Here is a 23,097-nt window from a genome sequence, read left to right on the forward strand (position 1 = left end):
GATGGGACGGTAACTCCCAAGCAAGCGCTTGTCAGTACCGTTGGACGATTTGTCAATATTGGTCTGGCGAGGGGGCGTCCGCTTTGAGACCCGCTCGGCACGCAGAGCATGCCCGATGAGCATGAGACGGCGAATAATCCCTGGTCATCGCTATCGCGGCTGCCCTGCCTCCCGGTCCGGCCGGTTGTTGACAGCCCGTTCATGACGCCCGCACGATTCGTCGCGACGTGACCGAATCGTGCGTATCGCCCCGCGACCGCCGGACGGCTCTCCGGCCGGCGGCACGGGAGCGGCGCATGCGATGTGACGCAGGAGGCGGCGCCCCGTGAGCTCCCCCGCCGGACGTGATCTGGTCATCGTGATCACCCCCTTCGAGCAGCCCGACCCCCGGATCGCCGCCGCGGCGGCGCGTGCCGGAGCGCTGGGCGTGCTCGACCTCGGGCGCGACGTCCAGGCGGCGCGGTCCGCGCTGGCAGATCTGGAGGAGTGGCTGCGCCGCCCGTACGGGGTGCGCGTTCCGGCGGGCTGCCCGGTCTCGCCCTCCGAGCTCCCCGCCGACGCCCGCACCGTGGTCGCCGGGGCGGCGGACGTGGGGCGGTGGGCGGCCACCGGCCGCCGCGTGCTCGCCGAGATCACCGCTCCCGAGCAGGCCGCCGCGGCCGTCCGGGCCGGTGCCGCGGGCCTGATCGTGCGCGGGCGCGAGGGCGGCGGCACGGTCGGCGAACTGACGACGTTCATGCTGCTCCAGCGCGTGCTCGCGGCCGGGACCACGCCGGACGTGCCGGTCTGGGCGGCGGGCGGCCTCGGACCGCGCACGGCCGCCGCCGTGGTCGCCGGGGGAGCCGCGGGCGTCGTGCTGGACTCCCAGCTGGCTCTCACCGTGGAGGCGCGCCTCCCCGGTCCCGTCGCCGCCGCGATACGCGCGATGGACGGCGGCGAGACCACCGTCGTCGACGATCCCGGAGGCCACGCCGCCTACCGCGTCCTCACCCGCCCGGACCTGCCCATCACAGAGCTGGCGGCCCGTCTGCCGGACGCTCTCGGTGCTCGTGACCTGCGTACCCACCTGCTTCCCATCGGCCTGGAGGGCGCGTTCGCGGCCTCGCTCGCCGACCGGTACACGACCACCGGTGGTGTGGTCGAGGCCGTCCGCGCCGCCATCCGCGACGGCGTCACCGGCGCCGCCGCCCGGCCGCCCGCGCTGCGCGTCGTCCAGGGGCCGATGACCCGGGTGAGCGACCAGCCGTCCTTCGCGGCGGACGTGGCGGCGGAGGGCGGCCTGCCGTTCCTGGCGCTGGCGCTCATGGACGGCGACGAAACCCGGCGGCTCCTCGCGGAGACGGCCGCGCGGCTTGGCGACAGGCCCTGGGGCGTCGGCGTCCTCGGCTTCGTCCCCGCTGAGCTGAGGGCGGCACAGCTGTCCGCGATCACCGCGATCCGGCCGCCGGTCGCGCTGATCGCGGGCGGCCGTCCCGCGCAGGCCGCGCCGCTGGAGGAGGCGGGCGTCCGCACCTACCTGCACGTCCCGTCGCCGGGGCTGCTGGCGCGGTTCGTGGCCGAGGGCGCCCGCCGGTTCGTCTTCGAGGGGATGGAATGCGGCGGGCACGTCGGCCCGCGCGCCAGCCTGCCCCTCTGGGAGGCCCAGCTCGGTGTCCTCGGCGACCGTGTCGAGGCGGGCGAGCTGGACCCCGCCGGGCTCGACCTGCTCTTCGCGGGCGGCGTCCATGACGCGCGTTCGGCGGCCATGGTCAGCGCGGCGGCCCTGCCGCTGGCCGCGCGCGGCGCGTCGATCGGAGTGCTGATGGGCACCGCCTACCTCTTCACCGAGGAGGCCGTCGACGCCGGGGCGATCGGGCGCGGCTACCAGCGGGCGGCCGTCGAATGCGGGCGTACGGCGCTGCTGGAGACCTCGCCCGGGCACGCCACCCGGTGTGCTGACACGCCCTACGTCGCCGCTTTCACGCGCGCCCGTGAACGGCTCGCCGCGGAAGGGCTGCCGCCGCGCGAGATGTGGGCGGAGCTCGAACGGCTCAACCTCGGCCGCCTGCGGCTGGCCAGCAAGGGCCTGCGCCGCGAGGACGGCCGCCTGGAACGGGTGGACGCGGCGGAGCAGCACGAGCAGGGGCTGTTCATGCTGGGAGACGTCGCCACCACCCGCTCCCGCACGACGACGATCGCCGAACTGCACGAGCGGGTCACGACCGGCGCCGCCGAGCACCTGGCCACCCGTGCCGCCGAACTCGCCTTCGAAGACCGGCCCGCCCGCGAGGCCGAAGCACCGGCCCCGCTCGACGTGGCCATCGTCGGCATGGCGTGCGTCTATCCGGACGCGGCTGACCTCGCCCGCTACTGGGGCAACGTCGTCGCGGGCGCCGACGCCATACGCGAGGTGCCGGCAGAACGCTGGAACGCCGACACCTTCTACGATCCCGATCCGGCGCTTGCCGGCCGCCGCACACCGTCCAAATGGGGCGGCTTCCTGCCTGCGGTGCCGTTCGACGCCCTCGCCTACGGCATCCCACCGGCGTCCCTCACCGGTATCGAGCCCGTCCAGCTGCTGGCGCTGGACGTCGCGGCAAGGGCCCTCGACGACGCCGGATACCGCGACCGGCCGTTCGACCGTGCCCGCTGCTCTGTCATCTTCGGCGCGGAAGCGGGCACCGACCTCGCTGGCGCCTACGGTTTCCGCTCGCTCTATCCGGCCTACCACGGAGAGCTCCCGGCGGAGCTGGACCGGCAGCTTCCCGAGCTGACCGAGGACTCCTTCCCCGGCGTGCTGGCCAACGTGATCGCGGGCAGGATCGCCAACCGCCTCGACCTGGGCGGGGTCAACTACACCGTCGACGCCGCGTGCGCGGCCTCGCTCGCCGCCCTCGATCTGGCTTGCAAGGAGCTGGTCACGGGCGGCAGCGACCTGGTGCTGTGCGGCGGCGCGGACGTGCACAACGGCATCAACGACTTCCTGATGTTCGCCTCCGTGCGGGCGCTGTCGCCCGCCGGCCGGTGCGCCACGTTCGACTCCGCCGCGGACGGCATCGCGCTCGGCGAGGGCGTCGCGTGCGTCGTGCTGAAACGTCTCGCCGACGCCGAACGCGACGGCGACCGGATCTACGCGGTCGTCAAGTCGGTGGCCGGATCCAGCGACGGCCGTTCCCTGGGACTGACCGCGCCTCGCCCCGAGGGCCAGCGGCTCGCCTTGGAACGCGCCTACGCGCGCGCCGGGATCTCACCCGCCGAGGTCGGGCTGGTCGAGGCCCACGGCACCGGAACCGTCGTCGGCGACCGCACCGAGCTCGCCACCCTGACCGAGCTGTTCACCGAATCGGGGGCCGCACCGGGCGGTGTCGCGCTCGGCTCGGTCAAGTCGCAGATCGGGCACACCAAGTGCGCCGCCGGCCTGGCCGGGCTGATCAAGGCGGCGCGGGCGGTCCACGCCGGTGTCCGGCCACCGACCCTGCACCTGCGCGAGCCGAACGCCTACTGGGAACGATCCGGGAGCCCGTTCTACTTCGACGCGGAGGCGCGCCCGTGGGCGGTCCCGGCGGCGCGGCGCGTGGCGGGGGTGAGCGCGTTCGGCTTCGGCGGCGCCAACTTCCACGCCGTGCTGGCCGGGTACGAGGGTGCCCCCGATCCCGCGCACGGCCTGGAGGAGTGGCCCGCCGAGCTGTTCCTGCTGCGCGACGGCGACCGAGATCGCCTTGCCGACCTCATCGCCCGCAACGACGAGGCCGGGCGGCCCTGGCCGTTGCGTGATCTGGCCGCCGCCTGTGGCGGCCCCGAACAGGGGCCGGTGCGTGCCGCGTTCGTGGCCACCGATCTGGACGACCTGGCGGCCAAGCTCGACGAACGCGGACATCGGGACGACCGCGATCCGGGCAAGGTGGCGTTCCTCTTCCCCGGTCAAGGCAGCCAGCGGCCGGGCATGCTCGCCGACCTCTTCGTGGCGTTCCCCTGGCTGCGGCGGCGGTCGCTGGACGCGGGAGGTGAACGCCTCGCAGGCGCCATGTTCCCGCCCGCCGCGTTCACCGCCGCCGAACGGGCCGCGCAGCGCGACGCCGTCACCGACACCCGCGTCGCCCAGCCGGCCCTCGGTGTGGCGGGCGTCGCGATGCACCGCCTCCTGGTGACGCTCGGGATCCGCCCCGAGCTCGCGGCCGGGCACAGCTATGGCGAACTGGTCGCGCTGTGGTCGGCGGGGGCGTTCGACACGGCGACGCTCTTGAGCCTCAGCGCCGACCGCGCCGAAGCCATCCTCGCCGCAGCGGCGGCGGCGGGTGGTGACTCCGGCGCGATGGCCGCTGTTACCGCACCCGCCGAGGACGTCGTCCCGCTCCTGGGCGACCCGGCCGTCGTCGTCGCCAACCACAACGCCCCGCGCCAGTGCGTCATCTCAGGACCGTCCGGCGCGGTCACGGAGGCGGTCGAACGACTTCGCGCCGCCGGGCTGAGGGCCGAGCCGATTGCCGTCGCGTGCGCGTTCCACAGCGGTGTCGTGGCCGGTGCCTCCGGCGCGCTGCGCGACTGGCTGGCGACGGCCGAGGTCCGGACTCCGGCGTTCCCGGTCTGGTCCAACGCGACCGCCGCCGCCTACCCGGCCGACGCGGACGCCGTACGGGAGCTGCTCGCCCGTCAGGTGGCCGAGCCGGTCCGCTTCGCGGCGCAGATCGAGAAGATGTACGAGGCGGGCGCCCGGGTCTTCGTGGAGGCCGGGCCGGGACGGGTGCTGACCGGCCTCGTCGGCAAGATACTCGGGGATCGCCCGCACACGGCCGTGGCGTGCGACGTACCCGGCGAGCCTGGGCTCGTCCGGTTCCTGCACGCGCTGGCGGAGCTGGCGCTCGCCGGTGTCCCGGTGGACCCGGCACCGCTGTTCCACGGCCGTGCGGCCCCGCCCGCCGGATCACCCGAGCGGCGTCCCGGCTGGCTGGTCGACGGCCATCTCGTACGGACGGCGGACGGCGACTGCCTCCCCGGCGGACTGCGACCGGCCCGCCAGGTGGCCGCGCCCACGCAAGCGGCCTCCGCCGGAGACCGCGACGCCGCGGTGCTCGAATACCTGCGCGCCGCCCGCGAACTGGCCGCCGCCCAACGCGACGTCCTGCTCGGCTATCTCGGCGCGAGCAGCCCCCCGGCCGCTCTGCCTGAATCCGGACCCGAGCCCGTCGTGACCCCGCAGCCGCAGGTCGCCGAGGTCCCGCGACCCGTGCTCGGGCCGGATGGAGTGCTGGCCGCGGTCCTCGACGTCATCGGCGGCCGGACCGGTTACCCCCGCGACATGCTCGGCACCGATCTCGACCTGGAAGCCGACCTGTCGATCGACTCCATCAAGCGCGTGGAGATCATCGGGGAGCTGGCCGACCGGCTGGGCCTGCCCGGCGCCGCCGGGTTCGTCGACGAGTCGCTCGTCGAGCAGCTCGCCCGCATCAAGACCATCGGCGGCATCGTCGACTGGGTGACGGGGAGAGACGACGCGCCCGCTCCGGACTCCGCTCCGCGGGTCCGAGAGGAGACCGCCGCCGGCCCGGCCTCGCCACCGGTGTCCGGCGGCGCGTCTCCGTTGACCGGTCCACCCGTGCGGTACCGCGTGCAGCCGGTCCCGCTCGCCCCGGCCCCCGTCCCCGCCGCCGAGGGGCTTCGAGGACGGCGCTTCGTCCTGGTCGAAGACGGCCATGGCGTCGCGCTCGATCTGGCCGCCCTCCTCGAACGGCACGGCGCGCGTGTCCACTCGCTGGGCGCCGGGCGGCTCGCCGAGGCCCCCGATCTCGACGCGGCCGACGGGGTGATCGAGCTGAGCGGTCTCGGACCGGCCCAGGCACCGGTCCTCCCGGCGATCTTCGACGGGCTGCGGCGGGCGCTCGTCGCCGGGGCCGGCAGGCTGCTGCTGGCCACCGGTTCGGGCGGCGCGTTCGGCCACGGCCGGCCGGGCGACCCCGCGCCCGGCGCCGGTCTGCGCGGCTTCGCCCGGACGGCCGCGCTGGAGTTCCCCGGCACCGTCGTACGCGCCGTCGACCTCGACCCCAAGGACGAACCGCATCGGCTCGCCGAGCAGCTCCTGACCGAGCTGTGCGCTACCGACGCGCCCGTCATCGTCGGGCACCACGCCGACCACGGGCGTGCCACGCTCCAGATCTTCCCCGCACCCCTGACGCCGTCCGGTCACGGCGCCGGACTGTCGCTGACCTCGGAGTCGGTCGTCCTGCTCACCGGCGGCGCCCGTGGCATCACCGCCCGGATCGCGGCCGGGCTGGCCCGCGCGACCGGCTGCCGCATCGAGTTGATCGGCCGGACGGCCGTGCCCGGAGAGGAGGACGCGGCGACCGCCTCCATCCCTTCGGATCCGGCCGCGCTGCGCGCCGCCCTCATCAGTGCGGGCCTGCGTGCGCCCGCAGAGATCGAGTCGGCGATCGGGCGCGTCCTGGCGGGCCGGGAGGTGCGCGCGACGCTCGCGGAGCTCGGTTCGGCCCGCTACCACGCCGCCGATGTCCGGGACGCGGCGGCAGTCCGCGCCGTGATCGAGGACGTGTACGCGCGGCACGGACGCCTCGACGGGATCGTGCACGGCGCCGGAATCCTGGAGGACCGCTCGCTCACGGACAAGGACGCCGCCTCGTTCGACCGCGTCTTCGGCACCAAGGTGGACGGCGCCCGCGCGCTCGTGGACGCGCTGTCCCACCGGGACCCGGACCCCGGCGTCGGCTTCCTCGCGCTCTTCGGCAGCGTCGCCGGCGTCTACGGGAACCGGGGTCAGGCCGACTATGCCGCCGCCAACGACGCCCTCGACACGTTCGCCCACGCCTGGTCGGGCCGGTTCGCCGGACGGGTGGTCGCGATCGACTGGGGGCCGTGGGCGAGCGCGGGCGGCGGCATGGTCACCCCGGAACTGGAACGCGCCTACGCCCGGCGCGGCATCGCGCTGCTCGACCCGGACGCCGCCGTCGCCGCGTTCCTGGCCGAGCTGGCGCACGGCACCGGCGACGCCCAGATCCTCCTGCTCGCCGAGAGCGCCGAGAGCGCCGAGAGCGCCGAGGGCGGTGAGCGGTGAGTCGCGCCGGTGCCACGGACGCGGCGATCGTCGGGATGGGCGCCGTCTTCCCCGGAGCCGCGGGGCCGGCGGAATTCTGGCGCAACATCGTCGAAGGCATCGACTCGATGACCGACGTGCCCGCCGAACGCTGGGACCCGGACGTCTACTACGCGCCGGGCGGCCCGGCGGGGGCCGACCGGTTCTACTGCCGTCGCGGCGGCTTCGTCGACGACCTGGCCACGTTCGATCCGATCCGGTTCGGGGTGATGCCGAACGTCGTCGCGGCGACCGAGCCCGACCAGCTGCTGGCGCTGCGCGTCACGGCGGAGGCGATCGCGGACGCGGGCGGCGAGGACGGGCTGCCCGACCGTTCCCGGGTCGGCGTCATCTTCGGGCGCGGCGGGTACATGGGCGTGGCGACCGCCCGGCTCGACCAGCGGGTCCGTACCGCCCACCAGCTCGCCACCACGCTGCGCGAGCTGGCGCCCGAGCTCGGAGACGAACGGGTCGAGGCCGTGCGGGAGGCATTCCTGGCGGGCCTCGGACCCGACCGGCCCGAGGCCTCGATCGGCCTGGTGCCGAGCTTCACCGCGGCCCGGATCGCCAACCGCCTGGACCTCGGCGGTCCCGCGTACACCGTGGACGCCGCCTGCGCGACCTCCCTCCTCGTGGTCGAGCAGGCCGTCACCGAGCTGGCGACCGGCCGCTGTGACCTGGTCGTCGCGGGGTCGGTGCACCACTGCCACATCGCCACGCTGTGGTCGGTCTTCACGCAGCTGCGGGCGCTGAGCCCCAGCGAGCGCATCAGGCCGTTCGACCGGCGCGCGGACGGCACGCTGATCTCCGAGGGCACCGGCGTGGTGGTGCTCAAGCGCCTCGCGGACGCGCAACGCGACGGCGACCGGATCTACGCGGTCGTCCGGGGCGTCGGGGTCGCCAGTGACGGCCGCGCCGGCAGCCTGATGAGCCCCTTGGTGGACGGCCAGGTACGGGCGCTGGAGCGCGCCTGGCGCGCCGCGGGGCTCGACCCGGAGGCACCGGGCTCGCTCGGGCTCGTGGAGGCCCACGGCACCGGGACCCCGGTCGGGGACGAGGCCGAGCTGACGACCCTCGCCCAGGTCTTCGGCACGTCCTCGGCGGACATCGGGCTCGGCACGGTCAAGTCGAACATCGGCCACGCCATGCAGGCCAGCGGCATCGCCGGGCTCATCAAGGCGGCGCTCGCCGTCCACCACCGCATGCTCCCACCGACCCTGCACATCGACGATCCGCATCCCGCGTTCGCCGGCACCCGCATGCGGCCCCTGACCACGGCCGAACCCTGGGAACGCATCGGCACGATCCCGCGGCGCGCAGGCGTCAACGCCTTCGGCTTCGGCGGCATCAACTCCCACGCGATCCTGGAGGAGCCACCGGCTTCCACGGCCGCCACCATCCCCTGGCGCAGCCGGGACGGCCGGACGGTCCTGCGGGTCGCCGGGCGTTCCCCCGCAGACGTGGCCGCGCGGCTCGCGTCGGCGAAGAGCGGCGGCGACGGGCCGTGCCGGTTGGCGATCGTGGACCCCACGCCACGGAAGCTGGAGCTCGCGGCCAAGGTCGTGGCGCGAGGCCGGCCCTGGCGAGGGCGCGGCGACGTGTGGTTCACGTCCGATCCGCTTCTAGGCGAACGCGGCGGAGGCCGCGTCGCGTTCTTGTTCCCTGGCCTGGAGCCGGAGTTCGAGCCCCGCGTGGACGACGTCGCCGCCCGTTTCGGCCTGACGCCGCCCGCGCTCACCGGAAGCGGCGAGCTGGTCGGACGCGCCGTGGACGTGATCGCCGTCGGCCGGTTCCTGGCGGCGGCGCTGGACCGGATCGGCATCCGCGCCGACCTCTTCGCCGGGCACAGCCTGGGGGAGTGGACCGCGATGGTCGTCGCCGGCATGTATCCACGCGAGGCCATTGACGCGTTCCTCGGATCGCTGCGGCCCGGCGCGCTCGCCGTGCCCGACCTCGTGTACGCGGCGGTCGGCTGCGGCGCGGACCAGGTCGCCGGACAGCTCGACGAGGCCGTCGTGTCGCACGACAACTGCCCCCACCAGTCGGTCATCTGCGGGCCGAGCGCCACGGTGGCCGAGTCGCTTCGGCGCCTGGCGGCCTCCGGTGTGCTCGGGCGGGAGCTGCCGTTCCGCTCCGGCTTCCACACCCCGATGTGGGAGCCCTACCTGGATCAGGTGCGCGCCTCGTTCGACCGGCTCCCGCTGCGGCAGCCCACCGTCCCCGTCTGGTCCGCGACCACCGGAGAGCCGTATCCGGCTGAGGACGAGGCCGTGCGCGCGCTGGTGATCCGGCACCTGCTGGAACCGGTGCGCTTCCGGACGCTCACGAAGCGGCTGCGTGAGTCCGGCGTCCGGGCGTTCGTCCAAGTCGGCCCGGGCAGCCTTCCGGGCTTCGTGGAGGACACGCTCCGCGGGCACGACCACCTCACGGTCGCCGCCGGGGACGCCCGCGCCGACGGGCTCACGCAACTCTGCCGGGTCGCCGCCGCGCTGTGGGCCGAAGGGCTGTCGCCGGACTGGGGGCTCCTGGCGCCCGCCGCCGCGTCCCCGAAGACCGGCCACGAAGTACGGCTGGCGCTGGGCTCACCGCTGATCCGCCTGGGCGACGACGCCCGGCCCGCACCACACGTTCGAGCCGACGACCATCCCGTGCTCGCCTCGCTGGACGCGGCGCTGAGCGACATGAGCGCGGCGGTGCGCACGGTCGTCGGTGCCTGGGAACGCAAGGGCCCGGCTCGGCTTCCACCGGCGCGGCAGACCTCCACCCGGCGGGAGTTCTCGCTGGCGACGATGCCTTACGTGATCGACCACTGCGTCTATCTCCAGCCGGGCGACTGGCCCGACGACTCCGACCGGTTCCCCGTCGTGCCGATGACGACCCTGCTGGAGATCATGGCCGAGGCGGCGCTCGCGTCCGGTCCGGGCCGGGTGGTGACCGGGTTCGCGGGCGTCCGGGCCATGCGCTGGTTGCCCGTCGCCCCGCCCACCACGGCGGAGATCGTGGCCGTCCCGCGCGGACCGGACGTCGTGCGGGTCACGATCGACGGCTTCGCCAGTGCGGATGTGCTGCTCGCCGCCTCCTACCCGGACCCGCCGGCGCCCGACCGTTCCGCGTTTGTGAACGAGCAGAGCCCGCCGGTCTCCGCCGAGGCACTGTACGAGGACCGGTGGATGTTCCACGGACCGGGCTTCGCCGGGGTCCGGGAGGTGCACGCCGTGGCCGACGACGGGATCCGGGGCGAGCTTGAGGCCCTCCCGGCGCCGGGTGCGCTGCTGGACGCGGCCGGTCAGCTGTTCGGCCACTGGATGCAGGTACGGCTGCCGACAGACCGGCTGGTGTTCCCGGTGTCGATCGACCGGGTGCGCCTGTACGGGCCGCATCCGAGACCCGGGCGCCGGCTGGCGGCGCGGGCCCGCGCCGGCTCGGTCGAGGCCGGTCTCGTGCGCGGTGACGTCGAGCTTCAGGAGGCCGATGGCGACCGGGTGTGGGCGCGGCTGGAGGGCTGGACGTACCGCCGGTTCGCCGCCGACGAGCGGGTGTGGCCGATGAAGTTCACGCCGGAGACGCACGCGATCGGCGAGCCGTGGCCGGGCGGCTGGTGCCTGGTCCGCCGCCGCTGGACCGACGCCGCGTCCCGTGAGCTGGTCATGCGCCGCTACCTGACCGCCGCCGAACGGGCCGAGTACGCGGGCCTGCCTGGCCGGGAGCGGCAGGACTGGCTGCTCGGCCGCATGGCCGTCAAGGACGCCGTCCGGCACGCCCTCTGGGCGCGTGGCGCCGGACCGATCTTCCCGGCGGAGGTCGCGGTCACCGGCGGCGCCGTGACCGGCCCCGGGGGCGCCCGTCCGGCCGTGGCGCTGGCACAGACCGATGACCTGGCGGTCGCGATCTGCGGCGGGGGCCGGATCGCGATCCACCGCGTCCCGGAGGGCGGCCGGGCCGAGCCCGAGGCGTCCACCGCGCTCATCACCCACGAGTCCGCCACGTACGCCGTGACCTGGACAGGCCTGGAGGCCCCGGATGGCAGCTGACCGCATCGTCTCGGAGATCGCCGAGATGCTCGTCGACGTGGCCGGCGAGGAGCTCCTGCTCCTCGGGGAGCTCACGCCGGACACCTCGTTCAACGACGACCTGGCGCTGGAGAGCATCGAGTTCGTCGCGCTGGCCGAACGGCTGCGGTCGGCCTACGGCGCCCGGGTCGACATCGTCGCCTTCCTCGCCGGGATGGACATCGACGAGATCATGGCCATGACGATCGGGCACCTGGCCGCCTACATCGAGCGCGCCCTGGAGCCGGAGCGCGCCTTGGAGCCGGAGCGCAGCCGTGCCTGAGGTGTCCGCCGGTGGCGTGCGTTTCCATATCCAGCGGCTGCCCGGCAGCCCGGGGCATCCGGTCGTGGTGTTCCTGCACGGCCTCGTCCTGGACAACCTGTCGAGCTTCTACTACACGCTCGCGGGGCCGGTGTCGCGGGCCGGCGCGGAGGTCGTCATGTACGACCTGCGCGGCCACGGCCGGTCCGAACGCCCGTCCACCGGTTACGGCACCGCCACCGCGGTCACCGATCTGGCCGCCGTCCTGGCGGCGGCCGGCGTCGACCGGCCCGTCCATCTCGTCGGCAACAGCTACGGCGGCGTGATCGCGCTGCGCGCCGCGCTGGACCGTCCCGACCTGGTGGCGGGGCTGGCGCTCATCGAGGCGCACTGCACCGGCGACTGGATCGATCGGATGACCGACACGCTCACGGTCTCCGCTCTCGGCCTCGAACACGACCGGGTAGCCGAGCAGCTGCGCGGGCTCGGGGCGCGCAAGGAGGCCCGGATGGCCGCCACCGCCGACGCCCTGCTCAACCGGACGAGCCTCATCGAGGACGTCGCGGCGACTCCGGCGTTCGGCCCGGCCGAGCTCGGCGCCGTGCGCTGCCCCGTGCTGGCCGTCTATGGCGAACGGTCGGAGCTGGCGGACGCCGGACGCGACCTCGACCGGCACATCCGCGACTGCACGGTCCACATCCTTCCGGGACTCGCGCACACCGTGCTGCGCGAGGCGACCGACCTGGTCACCGGCCACCTGCTCGGCTGGCTGGCGCGGGTCGCGTGGCCGGAACGGGTGGCACCGTGAGGTTCCTCTTCGTGGTGCCGCCGCTGGCCGGGCACGTCAACCCCACGATCGCCGTCGCCAACGAGCTGGGCGTGCGCGGCCACGAGGTCGCGTGGTGCGGGCCGGGCGAGGTACTGGCCTGGCTGCTTCCGCCCAACGCCCGCATCCATCCGGCGGGCAAGGACGGAGATCTCGGCGCGCTGCATCTGCGCTGGGGGCATCTGCGGGGGGTCGCGGCGCTGAAGTTCCTGTGGGAGGAGGCGCTCGTGCCGCTCGCCCGCGACATGGTGCCCGGAGTGGCGGCGGCGGTCGAGGCCTTCCGGCCGGACGTGGTGATCGCCGACCAGCAGGCGTTCGCCGGGGGGATCGTCGCGCGCGAACGCGGCCTGCCCTGGGCGACGTCCGCCACGACCTCGGCCGAGTTCACCCGGCCCTTCCGGGGTTTCCCGAAGATCGGCCAGTGGGTGCGGGAGCGGCTCGACGGACTGCTCGGCGAGTTCGGCGCGGGCACCGGCTGGGACCCGCGGTTCGCCGACGACCTCGTGATCATCTTTTCGACGCCGGTGCTGGTGGGCGAGGGCGGCTTCCCGGCGCACTACCTGTTCGTCGGCCCGGCGCTCGGCTCGCGCGCCTCCGTCGTCGCGGCGCCGGACTTCCCCTGGGAACGGCTCGCGCCGGGCCGCCGCCGGATCCTGGTGTCGCTCGGCACTCTCAACGGCCAGGCGGGCGCGCGCTTCTACCCGGCGGTGATGGAGGCGACCGAGGACCTCGACGTCCAGGTCGTGCTGGCCGCGCCCGCCGAGCTCACCGGCACCGTGCCGCGGCACGTGCTCGTCCAGGAGCACGTGCCGCAGCTGCTGTTGCTGCCGCACCTGAACGCGGTGGTGTCGCACGGCGGTCACAACACCGTCTGCGAGTCGCTCGCGCACGGGCTGCCGCTCGTCGTGGCGCCGATCAGGGACGACCAGCCGATCATCGCCGACCAGGTCGTGGCGGCGGGCGCGGGGGTGCGGGTGCGCTTCGGGCGTGCGCGCGTGCCCGAGCTGCGCGAGGCGATCGGAGCCGTGCTCGACGAGCCGCGCTACCGGGCGGGGGCAAGGCGCGTCCAGGCGTCGTTCGCGGCGGCCGGCGGCGCTGCCGCCGCCGCCGACCGGCTTGAGGGGCTGACGTCCCCTCCCTTCCAGCGAGGTGCGAGATGCCGCGACCGCTCAGCATGATCAACATTTCCTGGCCCGTCCTGCTGATGCTCACCGGGATGATCGTCCGTACCGTGCGGCTGCGCCGCCGGGCGCGGGCGCTGGCCGAGGTCGAGGCCGGACCGCCCGGGACGGGGGAGTGGCGGCTGGTCACCGCGCCGGGGGTGCGGGTGACCGACGAGGTCCTGCGGGCGGCGACCGGCCACGCGGAACGAACGGGGGCGGCCGCGCTCGACCTGGTGCCCGGCGGGCTGGACGCGCAGGCCGCGCTCGACCTGCTGAACGACGTCGACCCAGCCCGCTACCGGGAGAACCGTGGTGCGCTCGGCCGTACGGCGGGGCACGCGCTGGTGATCCGCGCCGAGCTCGCCCGCCGGGCCGGGGTGACGGCCGCGGTCACCGAGGCGGCCGACCCGATCGCGTTCCTGCGGATCGTGCTGCGGGTCAAGGAGTGCGCGCCGACCGGGCTGGACTTCGCCGTCGTACCGGGCGGCCTGGACGCCGTCCGTACCGATCCGGCGTGGTCGGCGGCGCGGCTGAGGACCCTCGGCGTGCCGGTCGCGCTCGCGTTCGCCTGGCCACCCCTGCTCGCCGTGCTCGTGACCGCGACGGCCGTGACGGCTCCGGTATGGGTGTTCGCCGCGTCGATCGTGCTGTGGCTTCGTCCCGTGCTCGTGCTCCGTCGCTCGGCGCTGCGGCCGTCCGACGGCGTGCCCGGGATGGTGCTGCGGCCTGTGCGATATGCCCGGGGATGGGTTCGCGCGGTCGCCGGATACCGGCACCGGTCCGTGTACGAGCCCGAAAGGCCGGACCTGGAGGCGTTGCGCACGCAGTACGCGGCGGCGGTCGGGAACGGGGTCGAGGGGTTCTTCGAACCGCGCAGGAAGGACTGCCCGTGGTGCGGCTCACCGGAGCTGCGCGTTCAGGCCCGGGTCGGTGACCTGCTGCAGGGCAAGCCCGGCACGTTCACGCTGGAACGTTGCCGGGGCTGCGGCCACGTCTTCCAGAACCCGCGGCTCTCACCGGAGGGGCTCGACTACTACTACCGCGACTTCTATGACGGTGTGGACGCGGGCGGCGCCAGCCGGGTGATGGGCTCGGCCTACCGCGCGTTCGTCGAACGCGCCGAGGCGATCCGGCCGTACGAGACCCCTAAGGCGTGGCTCGACGTGGGCGGCGGAGCCGGTCAGTTCTGCGGGATCGCTCGCGAGCTCTGGCCGGGCACACGCTTCGACGTGCTCGACATGAGCGAGTCGGTACGCGAAGGAGAACTGCTGGGCCGGATCGACACCGGGCATCTCGGGCAGTTCCCCGAGCTGGCGGACGAATTGGCGGGACGGTACGACGTCGTCAGCATGTTCCACTATCTGGAACACACGCGCGACCCCAGAGCCGAGCTCGCCGCCGCGGCGCGCGTCCTGCCGCCGGGCGGGCATCTTCTGATCGAGGTGCCCGATCCGCAGGCCCCGCAGCGGTTGCTCTTCAGGTCGTGGTGGGTCTGCTGGTTCCAGCCGCAGCACCAGCACTTCGTTCCGGCGGGCAACCTGCGGGAGGCTCTGGCCGAGCACGGGTTCAGCGTGGTCGCGGAGGAGATCGGCAGCGTTCACTCCGGTGGCGAATTCCTCGCCCTCGTCGCGTTCGCCCGCATGCGTCTCGCGCCCGACCCGCGACGGCCGTGGGACGCGGGACGGCCGACCGTGCCGCGACGGGCCCTGCACAGGGCGGCGCGCGTCGGCTCACTGCCGTTCTTCCTGATAGCGCTCGTCATGGAGAAGGCCGGCGCGAAACTCTTCCGGTCGACGGGCACGGGAAACGCCTACCGGATGCTGGCGCGCCGCGAGGAGCCGGCGACGTGAGGGTGACCGTGCTGGCCGTCGGCAGCCGCGGGGACGTCCAGCCCTACCTGCCGCTGGGGCGAAGGCTCGCCGAACGGGGCCATGCCGTGCGCGTGGCGGCCTCCCGGATCTACGGAGATCTGGTGCGCGGCGCCGGGCTGGAGTTCGCGCCGCTGTCGTTCGACCCGATGGTGGCCGATCCGCTCGCGCCCGGGCAGGACGGCCCCGAGGACGAACAGAGGCCCGACGTGGCGCCCGGAGACCGGGCCGCCGACTGGATCCGCTTCGGCCGGGCCGGTCTTTTCGACGGCCTCTTCGAGGGGCTGGTCGAGGCGACGGAGGCGTGCGCGGGGTCCGACACGATCGTCTACTCCCACATGGGGCTCGCGGGGTTCAGCATCGCCGAACGCGACGGGCTCCTCGGCTGCCAGGTCCTGATGCATCCGAGGGTGCCCGCCGTCCCGGGCGCACCGCGTCACCGGCTGCGGTACGAGTCGTTCCTCCGGACGTTGTGGCTGCTCGTACGCGGGCCGATGAACCGGTGGCGCCGGGAGGTCCTCGGCCTCGGCCCGCTCGGGTTCCTTCCAGAACGGCGGTTCGACGCCGAGCCCACGCTCTTCGCCTACAGCCCCGCCACGGTGCCGCCGCCGCGCCGCCGACGGCCCCGCCAGGAGGTCACGGGCGTGTGGGCACAGCCTGGTCAGCCGGACGGGTGGCAGCCGGACGCGGCGCTCGCCGCCTTCCTCGCGGAGGGGCCGCCACCGGTCTACGTGGCACTCGACCGGGTGACCCAGCGGACCGACCCGGAACGTGCGGTGCTGACCGTTCTCGACGTGCTCCGGGTGGCGGGCGTTCGGGCGGTGCTGTCCGGTGACCCCGGACGGCTGCCCAGGGGCGAGGGGATCTTGCCGGTCGCCGACGTGCCGCACGACTGGTTGTTCCGGCGTGTGGCGGCCGTCGTTCACCACGGCGGCGCGGGTACGACCGCGAGCGCGCTCCGCGCCGGTGCGCCCGCGGTCGTGCTGCCGGTCGGCGCCGACCAGCCGTTCTGGGCCGACCGGGTGGCCGCGCTGGGCGCCGGGGTCGCGCTGCCGCCGTTCGGCCGGGCCGGTGCCGGGCGGCTGGGCGAGGCGATCCGGTCGGTGGTGGACGAGCCGCGCTACCGGGACCGGGCACGGGTCATCGGCGCGCGGATGGCCGCCGAGGACGGCGTCGGCCGGGCCTGCGACCTGCTCGAAGAGTGGTCACGATGAGCCCGCCGGACGAACCCTCGCTGGACGTGCTTCCGCTGGAGGACAAGGTCGCGTTGCTCACCGGCACGGGGATGTGGACACTCCGAGGCGAGCCCCGGCTGGGGCTACCGGCGCTGATGTGCGCCAACGGCCCGGTCGGCGTGCCGGACCTGGCCGGCCGCGAGGTGGTCGGCCCGGCTGGCACGCCGGTCGCGCCGCTGCCCTGCCCGGCCGCCCTCGGCGCGACCTGGGACCCCGAGCTGGCCTGGCGGGCCGGACGCAGGCTGGGCGCGCAGGCACGGCGGGCCGGCGTGCACATGGTGCTCGCGCCCGGCCTCGACCTCCAGGCCGATCCGCTGGCCGGGCGCCACTTCGAATGCCTCGGCGCCGACCCGCTGCTCGTCGCGCGGCTCGGTGTGGCGCTGGTCCGGGGCATCCAGTCGAGCGGCGTGGCGGCCTGCGTGAAGCACTTCGTGGGCAACGAGGCCGAGGACGGCCGTTACACGCGCGACGTGCCGGCCGGTGACGAGCTCCTTCGCGGGCGATGGCTGCGGCCCTTCGAGGCGGCGGTCAGGGAGGGCGGCGCCTGGGCGGTGATGGCCGCCTACAACTCGGTCAACGGAACGCGGATGACCGAGCACACGGGCCTGTTGCGCGACGTCCTCAAGGACGAGTGGGGCTTTGACGGCGTGGTCGTCTCGGACTGGGGCGCCACGGTCTCGACCGTCGACTCGGCCCTGGCCGGGCTCGACCTCGTGATGCCCGGACCGTGGGGGCCGTGGGGAGACGCCCTGGTCGACGCCGTGCGGGAGGGGTTCGTCCCCGAATCGGAGATCGACGACAAGGTCGTGCGGCTGCTGCGGCTCGGACGGCGCGTCACCGATCCCTCGACGCCGGTGCCCGGCGAGGACCCGGGGCTCGGGCGCCTGATCGCCACACGTTCGTTCGTCCTGCTGACCAACCGGAACGAGATCCTGCCCCTGGACGCCGGCCGGATACGTTCGATCGCCCTGATCGGGGAACCCGCGACCACGCCGTGCCTCCAGGGAGGCGGCAGCTCGGAGGTCGCCGGCCCGCCCGCCGTCAGCCCGGCCACGGCCCTGGCGGCGGGACTGCCGCACGGCGTGGACCTGCGCGTGCTCGGCGGCGTCCCGATCCGGACAGAGCCGCGGCCCCTTCCCGAGGCGTGGACGCCCGGCGGCTTCCGGGTCGGCCTGCGGGACGCGGACGGGGCGCCGCTGGAGGGCTCGGAGGGCCACGCGCCCGCCGGGACGGAGTTCGCCTGGCCGGTGGTGCCCGCGAACGCCGCCGAAGCGGTCGTCACGTTCACCATGGACGGGCCGCGCGATCTCGCCGTCGCCGGACTGGGACTCTTCAGCGTCGCCGTCGACGGAACGACCGTCGCCGACACCGAGCTCACCGCCGATCTGGCGGCCTTGCTGGCAGGTTTCCGGCGCCCGCCGTACTTCACGGTGCCCATCCGGGGGAACGGCGCGCGGGTCGAGATCAGGCACGTGGTGAGCCCCGGCGGGCCCGCCGCGTTCGGCCTCGGCCATTGCCCGCCGCCCGCCGAGGGCGACCCGGGCGCGGGCATCGCCGCGGCCGTCCGCGCCGCTCACTCCACCGACATCGCGATCGTCATGGTCGGCACCTGCGCCGAGCAGGAGACCGAGGGCCGCGACCGGACCTTCCCCGGGCTGCCCGGCCGCCAGGACGAGCTCGTGGCGGCGGTCGCCGCCGCCAACCCGCGGACGGTCGTCGTGGTGAACGCGGGCGCGCCGATCCCGATGCCGTGGGCGGGTGACGTCGCCGCGGTGTTGTGGACGTGGTTCGGCGGCCAGGAGTACGGCCCGGCCCTCGCCGACGTCCTGCTGGGAGCGGCCGAGCCCGGCGGGCGGCTGCCCTGCCCGATTCCGCCGTTCCGGCTCGGCCATGGTCTCGGCTACACGACCTGGGCCTGTACGGAGACACCGGGCGGCGGCGGGACGGTCAGGCGGTTCTGGGTGACCAACACCGGCGCCCGGCCAGGTCGTGAGGTCGTGCGCTGCCACACCGCGACCGGCGATGTCGCGGGATTCGCGGCCGTCGAGCTCCGGCCCGGAGAACGGCGCGAAGTGATGATCGAGGTGCCGCGCGATGCATGATCTGGTGTCCCGGCTCGACGCCAAGCCCGAGCTCCGCCTCGTTCCCTACACCTTCCAGCGGGCCTACGGGCGCCCGCCCGAGGGGGTCTGGACGGCGCCGTACGCGGTACGGCTGGCCGGGCATGCCGTCGCGTTCGCCGTCCAATGGCAGGTCATCGTCGCCGCCGCGCCCCGTTCCGACACCACGCTCCGCCTCGCCTCCCTCAACCGTCCCGCCGAATGGCTGGAGACGGATGTGCGGGAGACCGCCGAGGACGTACCCGCCTGGGCGGCCGGTCCCTACGACGCGCTGCGCCGCGCGGGACCTCCTTTGGGCGCCGACATCCTCGTCCACGCCGACCTCCCCGCGGTCACCGGGCTCTGCGCCGACGTCCCCCTCGCCTGCGCGACCGTCCTCGCCGCGACGGAGGTCCATGGCGCCGGGCTCGCGCGCGACGAGCTCGCCCATCTGATCGCGTCCGACCCGGTCATCGCCGCTGCCGTCCTGGCGGGGCGCGCCGGCCATGCCGTGGGGGAGGGAACGGTCCGGCTGCCCTTCGACCCGCGTTCCGCCGGGCTGAGCCTGCTGCTGATCGTCACGAGGGCCGCCAGTCCCGCGCCCGCGTCCACGTCGGCCGGTGCTCCGCCGCCCGACACCGGCCGCCTGATCCGCCTTCTGCGCGGGGGTGACCTCGCGGCGGCGGCCCGGTCACTGGCGGGCCACGCCCGCACCGGGTCCGCCGAGGCGACCACCGCCATCGACGCCGCGTGCGGCGCGGGCGCCCTCGCCGCATGGCCGCACGGCCCGGCCGTCGTCGCGATCATGCCCGCCGCCGCGCGGCCGGCGGTGCGCGCCTCGGTCTCCGCCGCGTTCGGCGAACGGGGTCCGCGGCCACCCCGCTTCCTCAACCTCACCGTCGCGGGCGCGGCCCGGCGGCAAGCCTGAAACGTTCGGAGGAACCCCGATGAGCGAGGTGCAGGGCCACTGCGACCCGGCGTTCAAGGCCGTGCGCGAGGTCTTCGAGGACAACCTCGCCCGTGGCCGCGAGGTCGGCGCCGCCGTCGCCGTCCACGCCGCAGGCCGCCCCGTCGTGGACCTCTGGGGCGGCCTGGCGGACCACCGCACCGGGCGGCCCTGGCGCCACGACACCCCCTGCCCCGTGGTCTCCTGCGCCAAGGCGGTCACCGCCACCGCCGCGCTCCTGCTCCTCGACCGCGGCGCGTACGAGCTCGACGAGTCCGTGGTGACCTGGTGGCCGGAGTACGGCGCGCACGGCAAGGAGGCGACGACCCCGGCACAGCTCCTCTCCCACCAGGCCGGGCTCCCGGCGCTCGGCCGCCGCGTGCCGGTGGACGAGGCGGCCGACCACGGCGCCATGGCCGCCGAGCTGGCACGCCAGGTCCCCGAATGGGAGCCGGGCACGGCCCACGGCTACCACGTCGTCACGTTCGGCTGGCTCGCCGGAGAGATCGTCCGGCGCCACGCCGGTAGCTCGGTCGGAACGTTCATCCGCCGGGAGTTCGCCCGCGACCTCGACCTGTGGATCGGCGCCCCGCCGGACGTGCTGGCCCGCGCGGCACGCATGACCACCGAAGACGAGGCGGGCATGACGCCCGGCGACGCCGCCGGCCGGTCCGCCGCCGGCCGGTCCGCGGCCTACGATCCCGCCGTCCTCGCCGGGCTCGCGGTGAGCCTCGCCGACCCCGGCAGCACCCTCAACCGTGCCCTCTACAACGTCAGCCCGCGCGAGGCCGAGGGTTTCAACGACCCGGTCATGCTCGCCGGCGGCTGGCCCGCGATGAGCATGGTGACCACGGCCCCCGCCTTGGCCGCCTTCTACCGCGACCTCGTCGCGGGCCTGATCCTGCGCCCGGCGACGCTCCGCGAGGCGACCACCCGCCTGGTGCGGGGACCCGACCGGGTCATCGTCGTCGACTCCGCGTACGGGCTGGGCTTCCAACCGGCCGAGTCCACGTTCGGGCGCCCCCTTCCCGCCGCCGCCTCCGCGTTCGGCCACTCCGGCGCCGGGGGCTCCATCGGCCTCGGCGACCTGGAGGCCGAGCTCGCCCTCGCTTACGTCCCCAACCTCATGGGGCACCATTTCGCGGGCGACCGGCGCGCGTATCACCTGGTGGAAGCCGTCTACGCCGCCCTGGCGTGATCATCTGCCCGAACGCGAGCCTGATCGTCGCGGCACGTTTGTGATCTCAGGGCCGGGAAAGCCCTCCGAGAGCGAAGTGAACCTTGGGGGGCGTGATGACGCGGACGGCGGAACGTACACGACAGGCGCGAGGGGAGGTGGCGCAGGCCTCGGCCGTGGACAGTCTCCGGATAACGTCGCAGGTGCTGGTGCCCACCGTCCTGCGGGGGATTCTGGCGCGGCGGCCCAGGGTGGTGGCGCTTGCCGAGGCCGTGGACGCCGACCGGAGGGCCGGCCGTCTGCTCCGGCGTATGCGGGCCAAGTACGGTACGGGACCGCTGCGTCTCAAGCTGCCGCTGCGGTCGGTGGCGCTCGTCCTGGCCGAGAACGACGTACGGCGCGTCCTGGAGGAATCGCCGGAGCCGTTCGCCGTGGCCAACCTGGAGAAGCGGGCGGCGCTCTGGCACTTCCAGCCGCACGGCCTGCTGACCTCGTCGGGTGCCGAACGCGCCGACCGGCGGCGGTTCAACGAGGCCGTCCTGGACACCCCGAAGCCCGTCCACCGGCACGGGGACGCCATCGCGGCCAAGGTCTCCGAGGAGGCGACCACGCTGATGGCCGACGCCGACACGCTGACCTGGGACGACTTCCGGGTCGCGTGGTGGCGCGTGATCCACAGGGTAGTGCTGGGCGACGCGGCCCGGGACGACGACCGCGTGAGCGACCTGCTGACCCGGCTGCGCATGGAGGCCAACTGGGCGTACGTGCCGCGCCGCCCGATGATCTACCGGGAGTTCCGGCGGCGCGTCGACGCGTACGTGCGCGAGGCGGAACCCGGCAGCCTCGCCGAGCTCGTCGCCACGACGCCCGCCACCGAACGCACCCGGCCACAGGACCAGCTGCCGCAGTGGTTGTTCGCCTTCGAACCCGCGGGCATGGCCGCCTACCTCGCCCTCGCACTGCTGGCCGCCCACCCCGGACAGGCCCGGCGGGCGCATGAGGAGATCGAGGGACGGGATCTGTCCGAGCCCCAGGACCTGCCGTTCCTGCGCGCCTGCGTCCAGGAGTCCGTGCGGCTGTGGCCGACGACGCTCGCCATCCTGCGGGACTCCACCACCGAGACCGACTGGGACGGCCGGACGCTGGAAGCGGGCACGGCGCTCCTGATCCCGACGGCCTTCGTCGACCGGGACGAGGAGACGCTGCCCTACGCGGACGCCTTCGCGCCCGACGTCTGGCTGGACGGGACGGCGCGGAGGAGCTGGGCGGCGATCCCGTTCAGCGGCGGTCCGGGCGAGTGCCCCGGGCGCAACCTCGTTCTGCTGACGACATCGCAGTTCCTCGCCCACCTGCTGGCCGGGCGCACCTTCCGGCAGACCGGCGGGCGACGCCTGTCGCCGGACCGGCCCCTGCCGCGCACCCTGGGGCCGTTCCGGCTCCGGTTCGAGGTGGCACGCCGGGGCGAATGATCCGCCGCGTGATCGGCGCGGTACCGTGAGTGATCGTTGATCGCGGCGCGGCTCGGGGGCGGCATGTTCACCGTGATGATCGTTGTGGTGCTGGTGGCGTCGGTGCTGACTGGACTGGCCGCCGGCCGCTGGCGCCGGCGCAGGCTCGCCGCGGGCGACGAGAGGATCGGGGTCAAGGACCTCGTGACGCCCGGGCTCACGCTGACCACGCTCGTGCTGGCCTTCATGCTCGTCCAGGCCTCCGCGTCGTTCGACGCCGCGCGTGACGACGCCGCCGCCGAGGCCGACGCCGTCCAGAACCTCTACCAGACGGCCGGCTACGCTCCGCCGCCACAGCGCCAGGCGATCCAGGCGGCGATGGTCTGCTACGGCCGGGCCGTCCAGGGCCACGAATGGATCATCGATGACGGTTCGCAGTCGTCGGAGCCGTCCCACTGGGCGGGCCGGGCACAGACGCAGTTCGCGACCCTGGCGGAGTCCGGGCATGCCGCGTTCCGTCCGCTGGTCTCGGCGGACCAGGCGCGCGCCAACGAACGCCGCGGGCGGGTCGGCGAATCGGTCGTCAAGACACCCCTGGGGGTGTACATCGCGGTCCTGGTGGCGCTCGCGGTCACGCTGATCGGTTACGGGGTCCTGCTCCCCGGGGGCGGGCGCGCCGTTCATCTCGCCGCGCTGTCGGCCGTGACCGGTGTCTTCGCGCTGATGCTGTTGCTGATCTACGACATGGAGCTGCCGTTCACCGGAATGATCACGGTCGAGCCGACGGCGATCGAGACCGCGAGCCGGCAGCTCGGCGAGCAGTACGCCGCGTCCTATCCGGGCGCCCGCCTGCCGTGCGACCAGACCGGCCGTCCTAGCTGACCGCCGGGGGCCTTCCCTAGGGGTTGACTCCCGCCGCGGAAACCGGATGATCGTGAGGATCACGTACGGGGTGCTGGGGGAG

At 74.6% G+C, this 23,097-nt stretch carries 12 protein-coding genes; all 12 read left to right on the forward strand.

Features of this window, described 5'->3' with window-relative positions; translation table 11 throughout:
• Positions 1–325: 325 nt before the first annotated feature.
• The 12 genes from ABD333_RS07500 (at position 326) to ABD333_RS07555 (ending at position 23,015) form a co-directional block, all read left to right on the forward strand.
• Positions 326–7,042 (forward strand): SDR family NAD(P)-dependent oxidoreductase, encoded by a 6,717-nt coding sequence (locus ABD333_RS07500; protein WP_344539044.1) that lies wholly within the window; start codon positions 326–328, stop codon positions 7,040–7,042.
• Entirely contained in the window at positions 7,039–11,091 is a 4,053-nt protein-coding gene (locus ABD333_RS07505; protein ID WP_344539046.1) for a beta-ketoacyl synthase N-terminal-like domain-containing protein, read from the forward strand. The genes ABD333_RS07500 and ABD333_RS07505 overlap by 4 nt, the downstream gene beginning before the upstream one ends.
• Entirely contained in the window at positions 11,081–11,392 is a 312-nt protein-coding gene (locus ABD333_RS07510) for a phosphopantetheine-binding protein (protein ID WP_344539048.1), read from the forward strand. The genes ABD333_RS07505 and ABD333_RS07510 overlap by 11 nt, the downstream gene beginning before the upstream one ends.
• Positions 11,385–12,179, forward strand: a complete 795-nt coding sequence (locus tag ABD333_RS07515; RefSeq protein ID WP_344539050.1) for an alpha/beta fold hydrolase — start codon at positions 11,385–11,387, stop codon at positions 12,177–12,179. Before ABD333_RS07510 ends, ABD333_RS07515 begins: the two co-directional genes overlap by 8 nt.
• The gene (locus ABD333_RS07520) at positions 12,176–13,375 is read left to right on the forward strand and encodes a glycosyltransferase (RefSeq protein WP_344539052.1); all 1,200 of its coding nucleotides are present in this window, start codon (positions 12,176–12,178) and stop codon (positions 13,373–13,375) included. The genes ABD333_RS07515 and ABD333_RS07520 overlap by 4 nt, the downstream gene beginning before the upstream one ends.
• Positions 13,354–15,210, forward strand: a complete 1,857-nt coding sequence (locus tag ABD333_RS07525; protein ID WP_344539054.1) for a class I SAM-dependent methyltransferase — start codon at positions 13,354–13,356, stop codon at positions 15,208–15,210. The genes ABD333_RS07520 and ABD333_RS07525 overlap by 22 nt, the downstream gene beginning before the upstream one ends.
• On the forward strand, positions 15,207–16,442 hold the full coding sequence (locus tag ABD333_RS07530) for a glycosyltransferase (RefSeq protein ID WP_344539056.1): 1,236 nt from the start codon (positions 15,207–15,209) through the stop codon (positions 16,440–16,442). The genes ABD333_RS07525 and ABD333_RS07530 overlap by 4 nt, the downstream gene beginning before the upstream one ends.
• Positions 16,439–18,565, forward strand: a complete 2,127-nt coding sequence (locus ABD333_RS07535; RefSeq protein WP_344539058.1) for a glycoside hydrolase family 3 protein — start codon at positions 16,439–16,441, stop codon at positions 18,563–18,565. Before ABD333_RS07530 ends, ABD333_RS07535 begins: the two co-directional genes overlap by 4 nt.
• Positions 18,558–19,490, forward strand: a complete 933-nt coding sequence (locus ABD333_RS07540) for a hypothetical protein (RefSeq protein WP_344539060.1) — start codon at positions 18,558–18,560, stop codon at positions 19,488–19,490. Before ABD333_RS07535 ends, ABD333_RS07540 begins: the two co-directional genes overlap by 8 nt.
• 19 nt (positions 19,491–19,509) lie before the next feature.
• The gene (locus ABD333_RS07545) at positions 19,510–20,706 is read left to right on the forward strand and encodes a serine hydrolase domain-containing protein (RefSeq protein WP_344539062.1); all 1,197 of its coding nucleotides are present in this window, start codon (positions 19,510–19,512) and stop codon (positions 20,704–20,706) included.
• Between the two features lie 182 nt (positions 20,707–20,888).
• Positions 20,889–22,154 (forward strand): cytochrome P450, encoded by a 1,266-nt coding sequence (locus ABD333_RS07550; protein WP_344539064.1) that lies wholly within the window; start codon positions 20,889–20,891, stop codon positions 22,152–22,154.
• A gap of 75 nt (positions 22,155–22,229) precedes the next feature.
• The gene (locus ABD333_RS07555) at positions 22,230–23,015 is read left to right on the forward strand and encodes a bestrophin-like domain (RefSeq protein ID WP_344539065.1); all 786 of its coding nucleotides are present in this window, start codon (positions 22,230–22,232) and stop codon (positions 23,013–23,015) included.
• Positions 23,016–23,097 lie beyond the last annotated feature (82 nt).

This window comes from Actinomadura fulvescens (assembly GCF_039533225.1).
GTDB lineage: Bacteria > Actinomycetota > Actinomycetes > Streptosporangiales > Streptosporangiaceae > Spirillospora > Spirillospora fulvescens.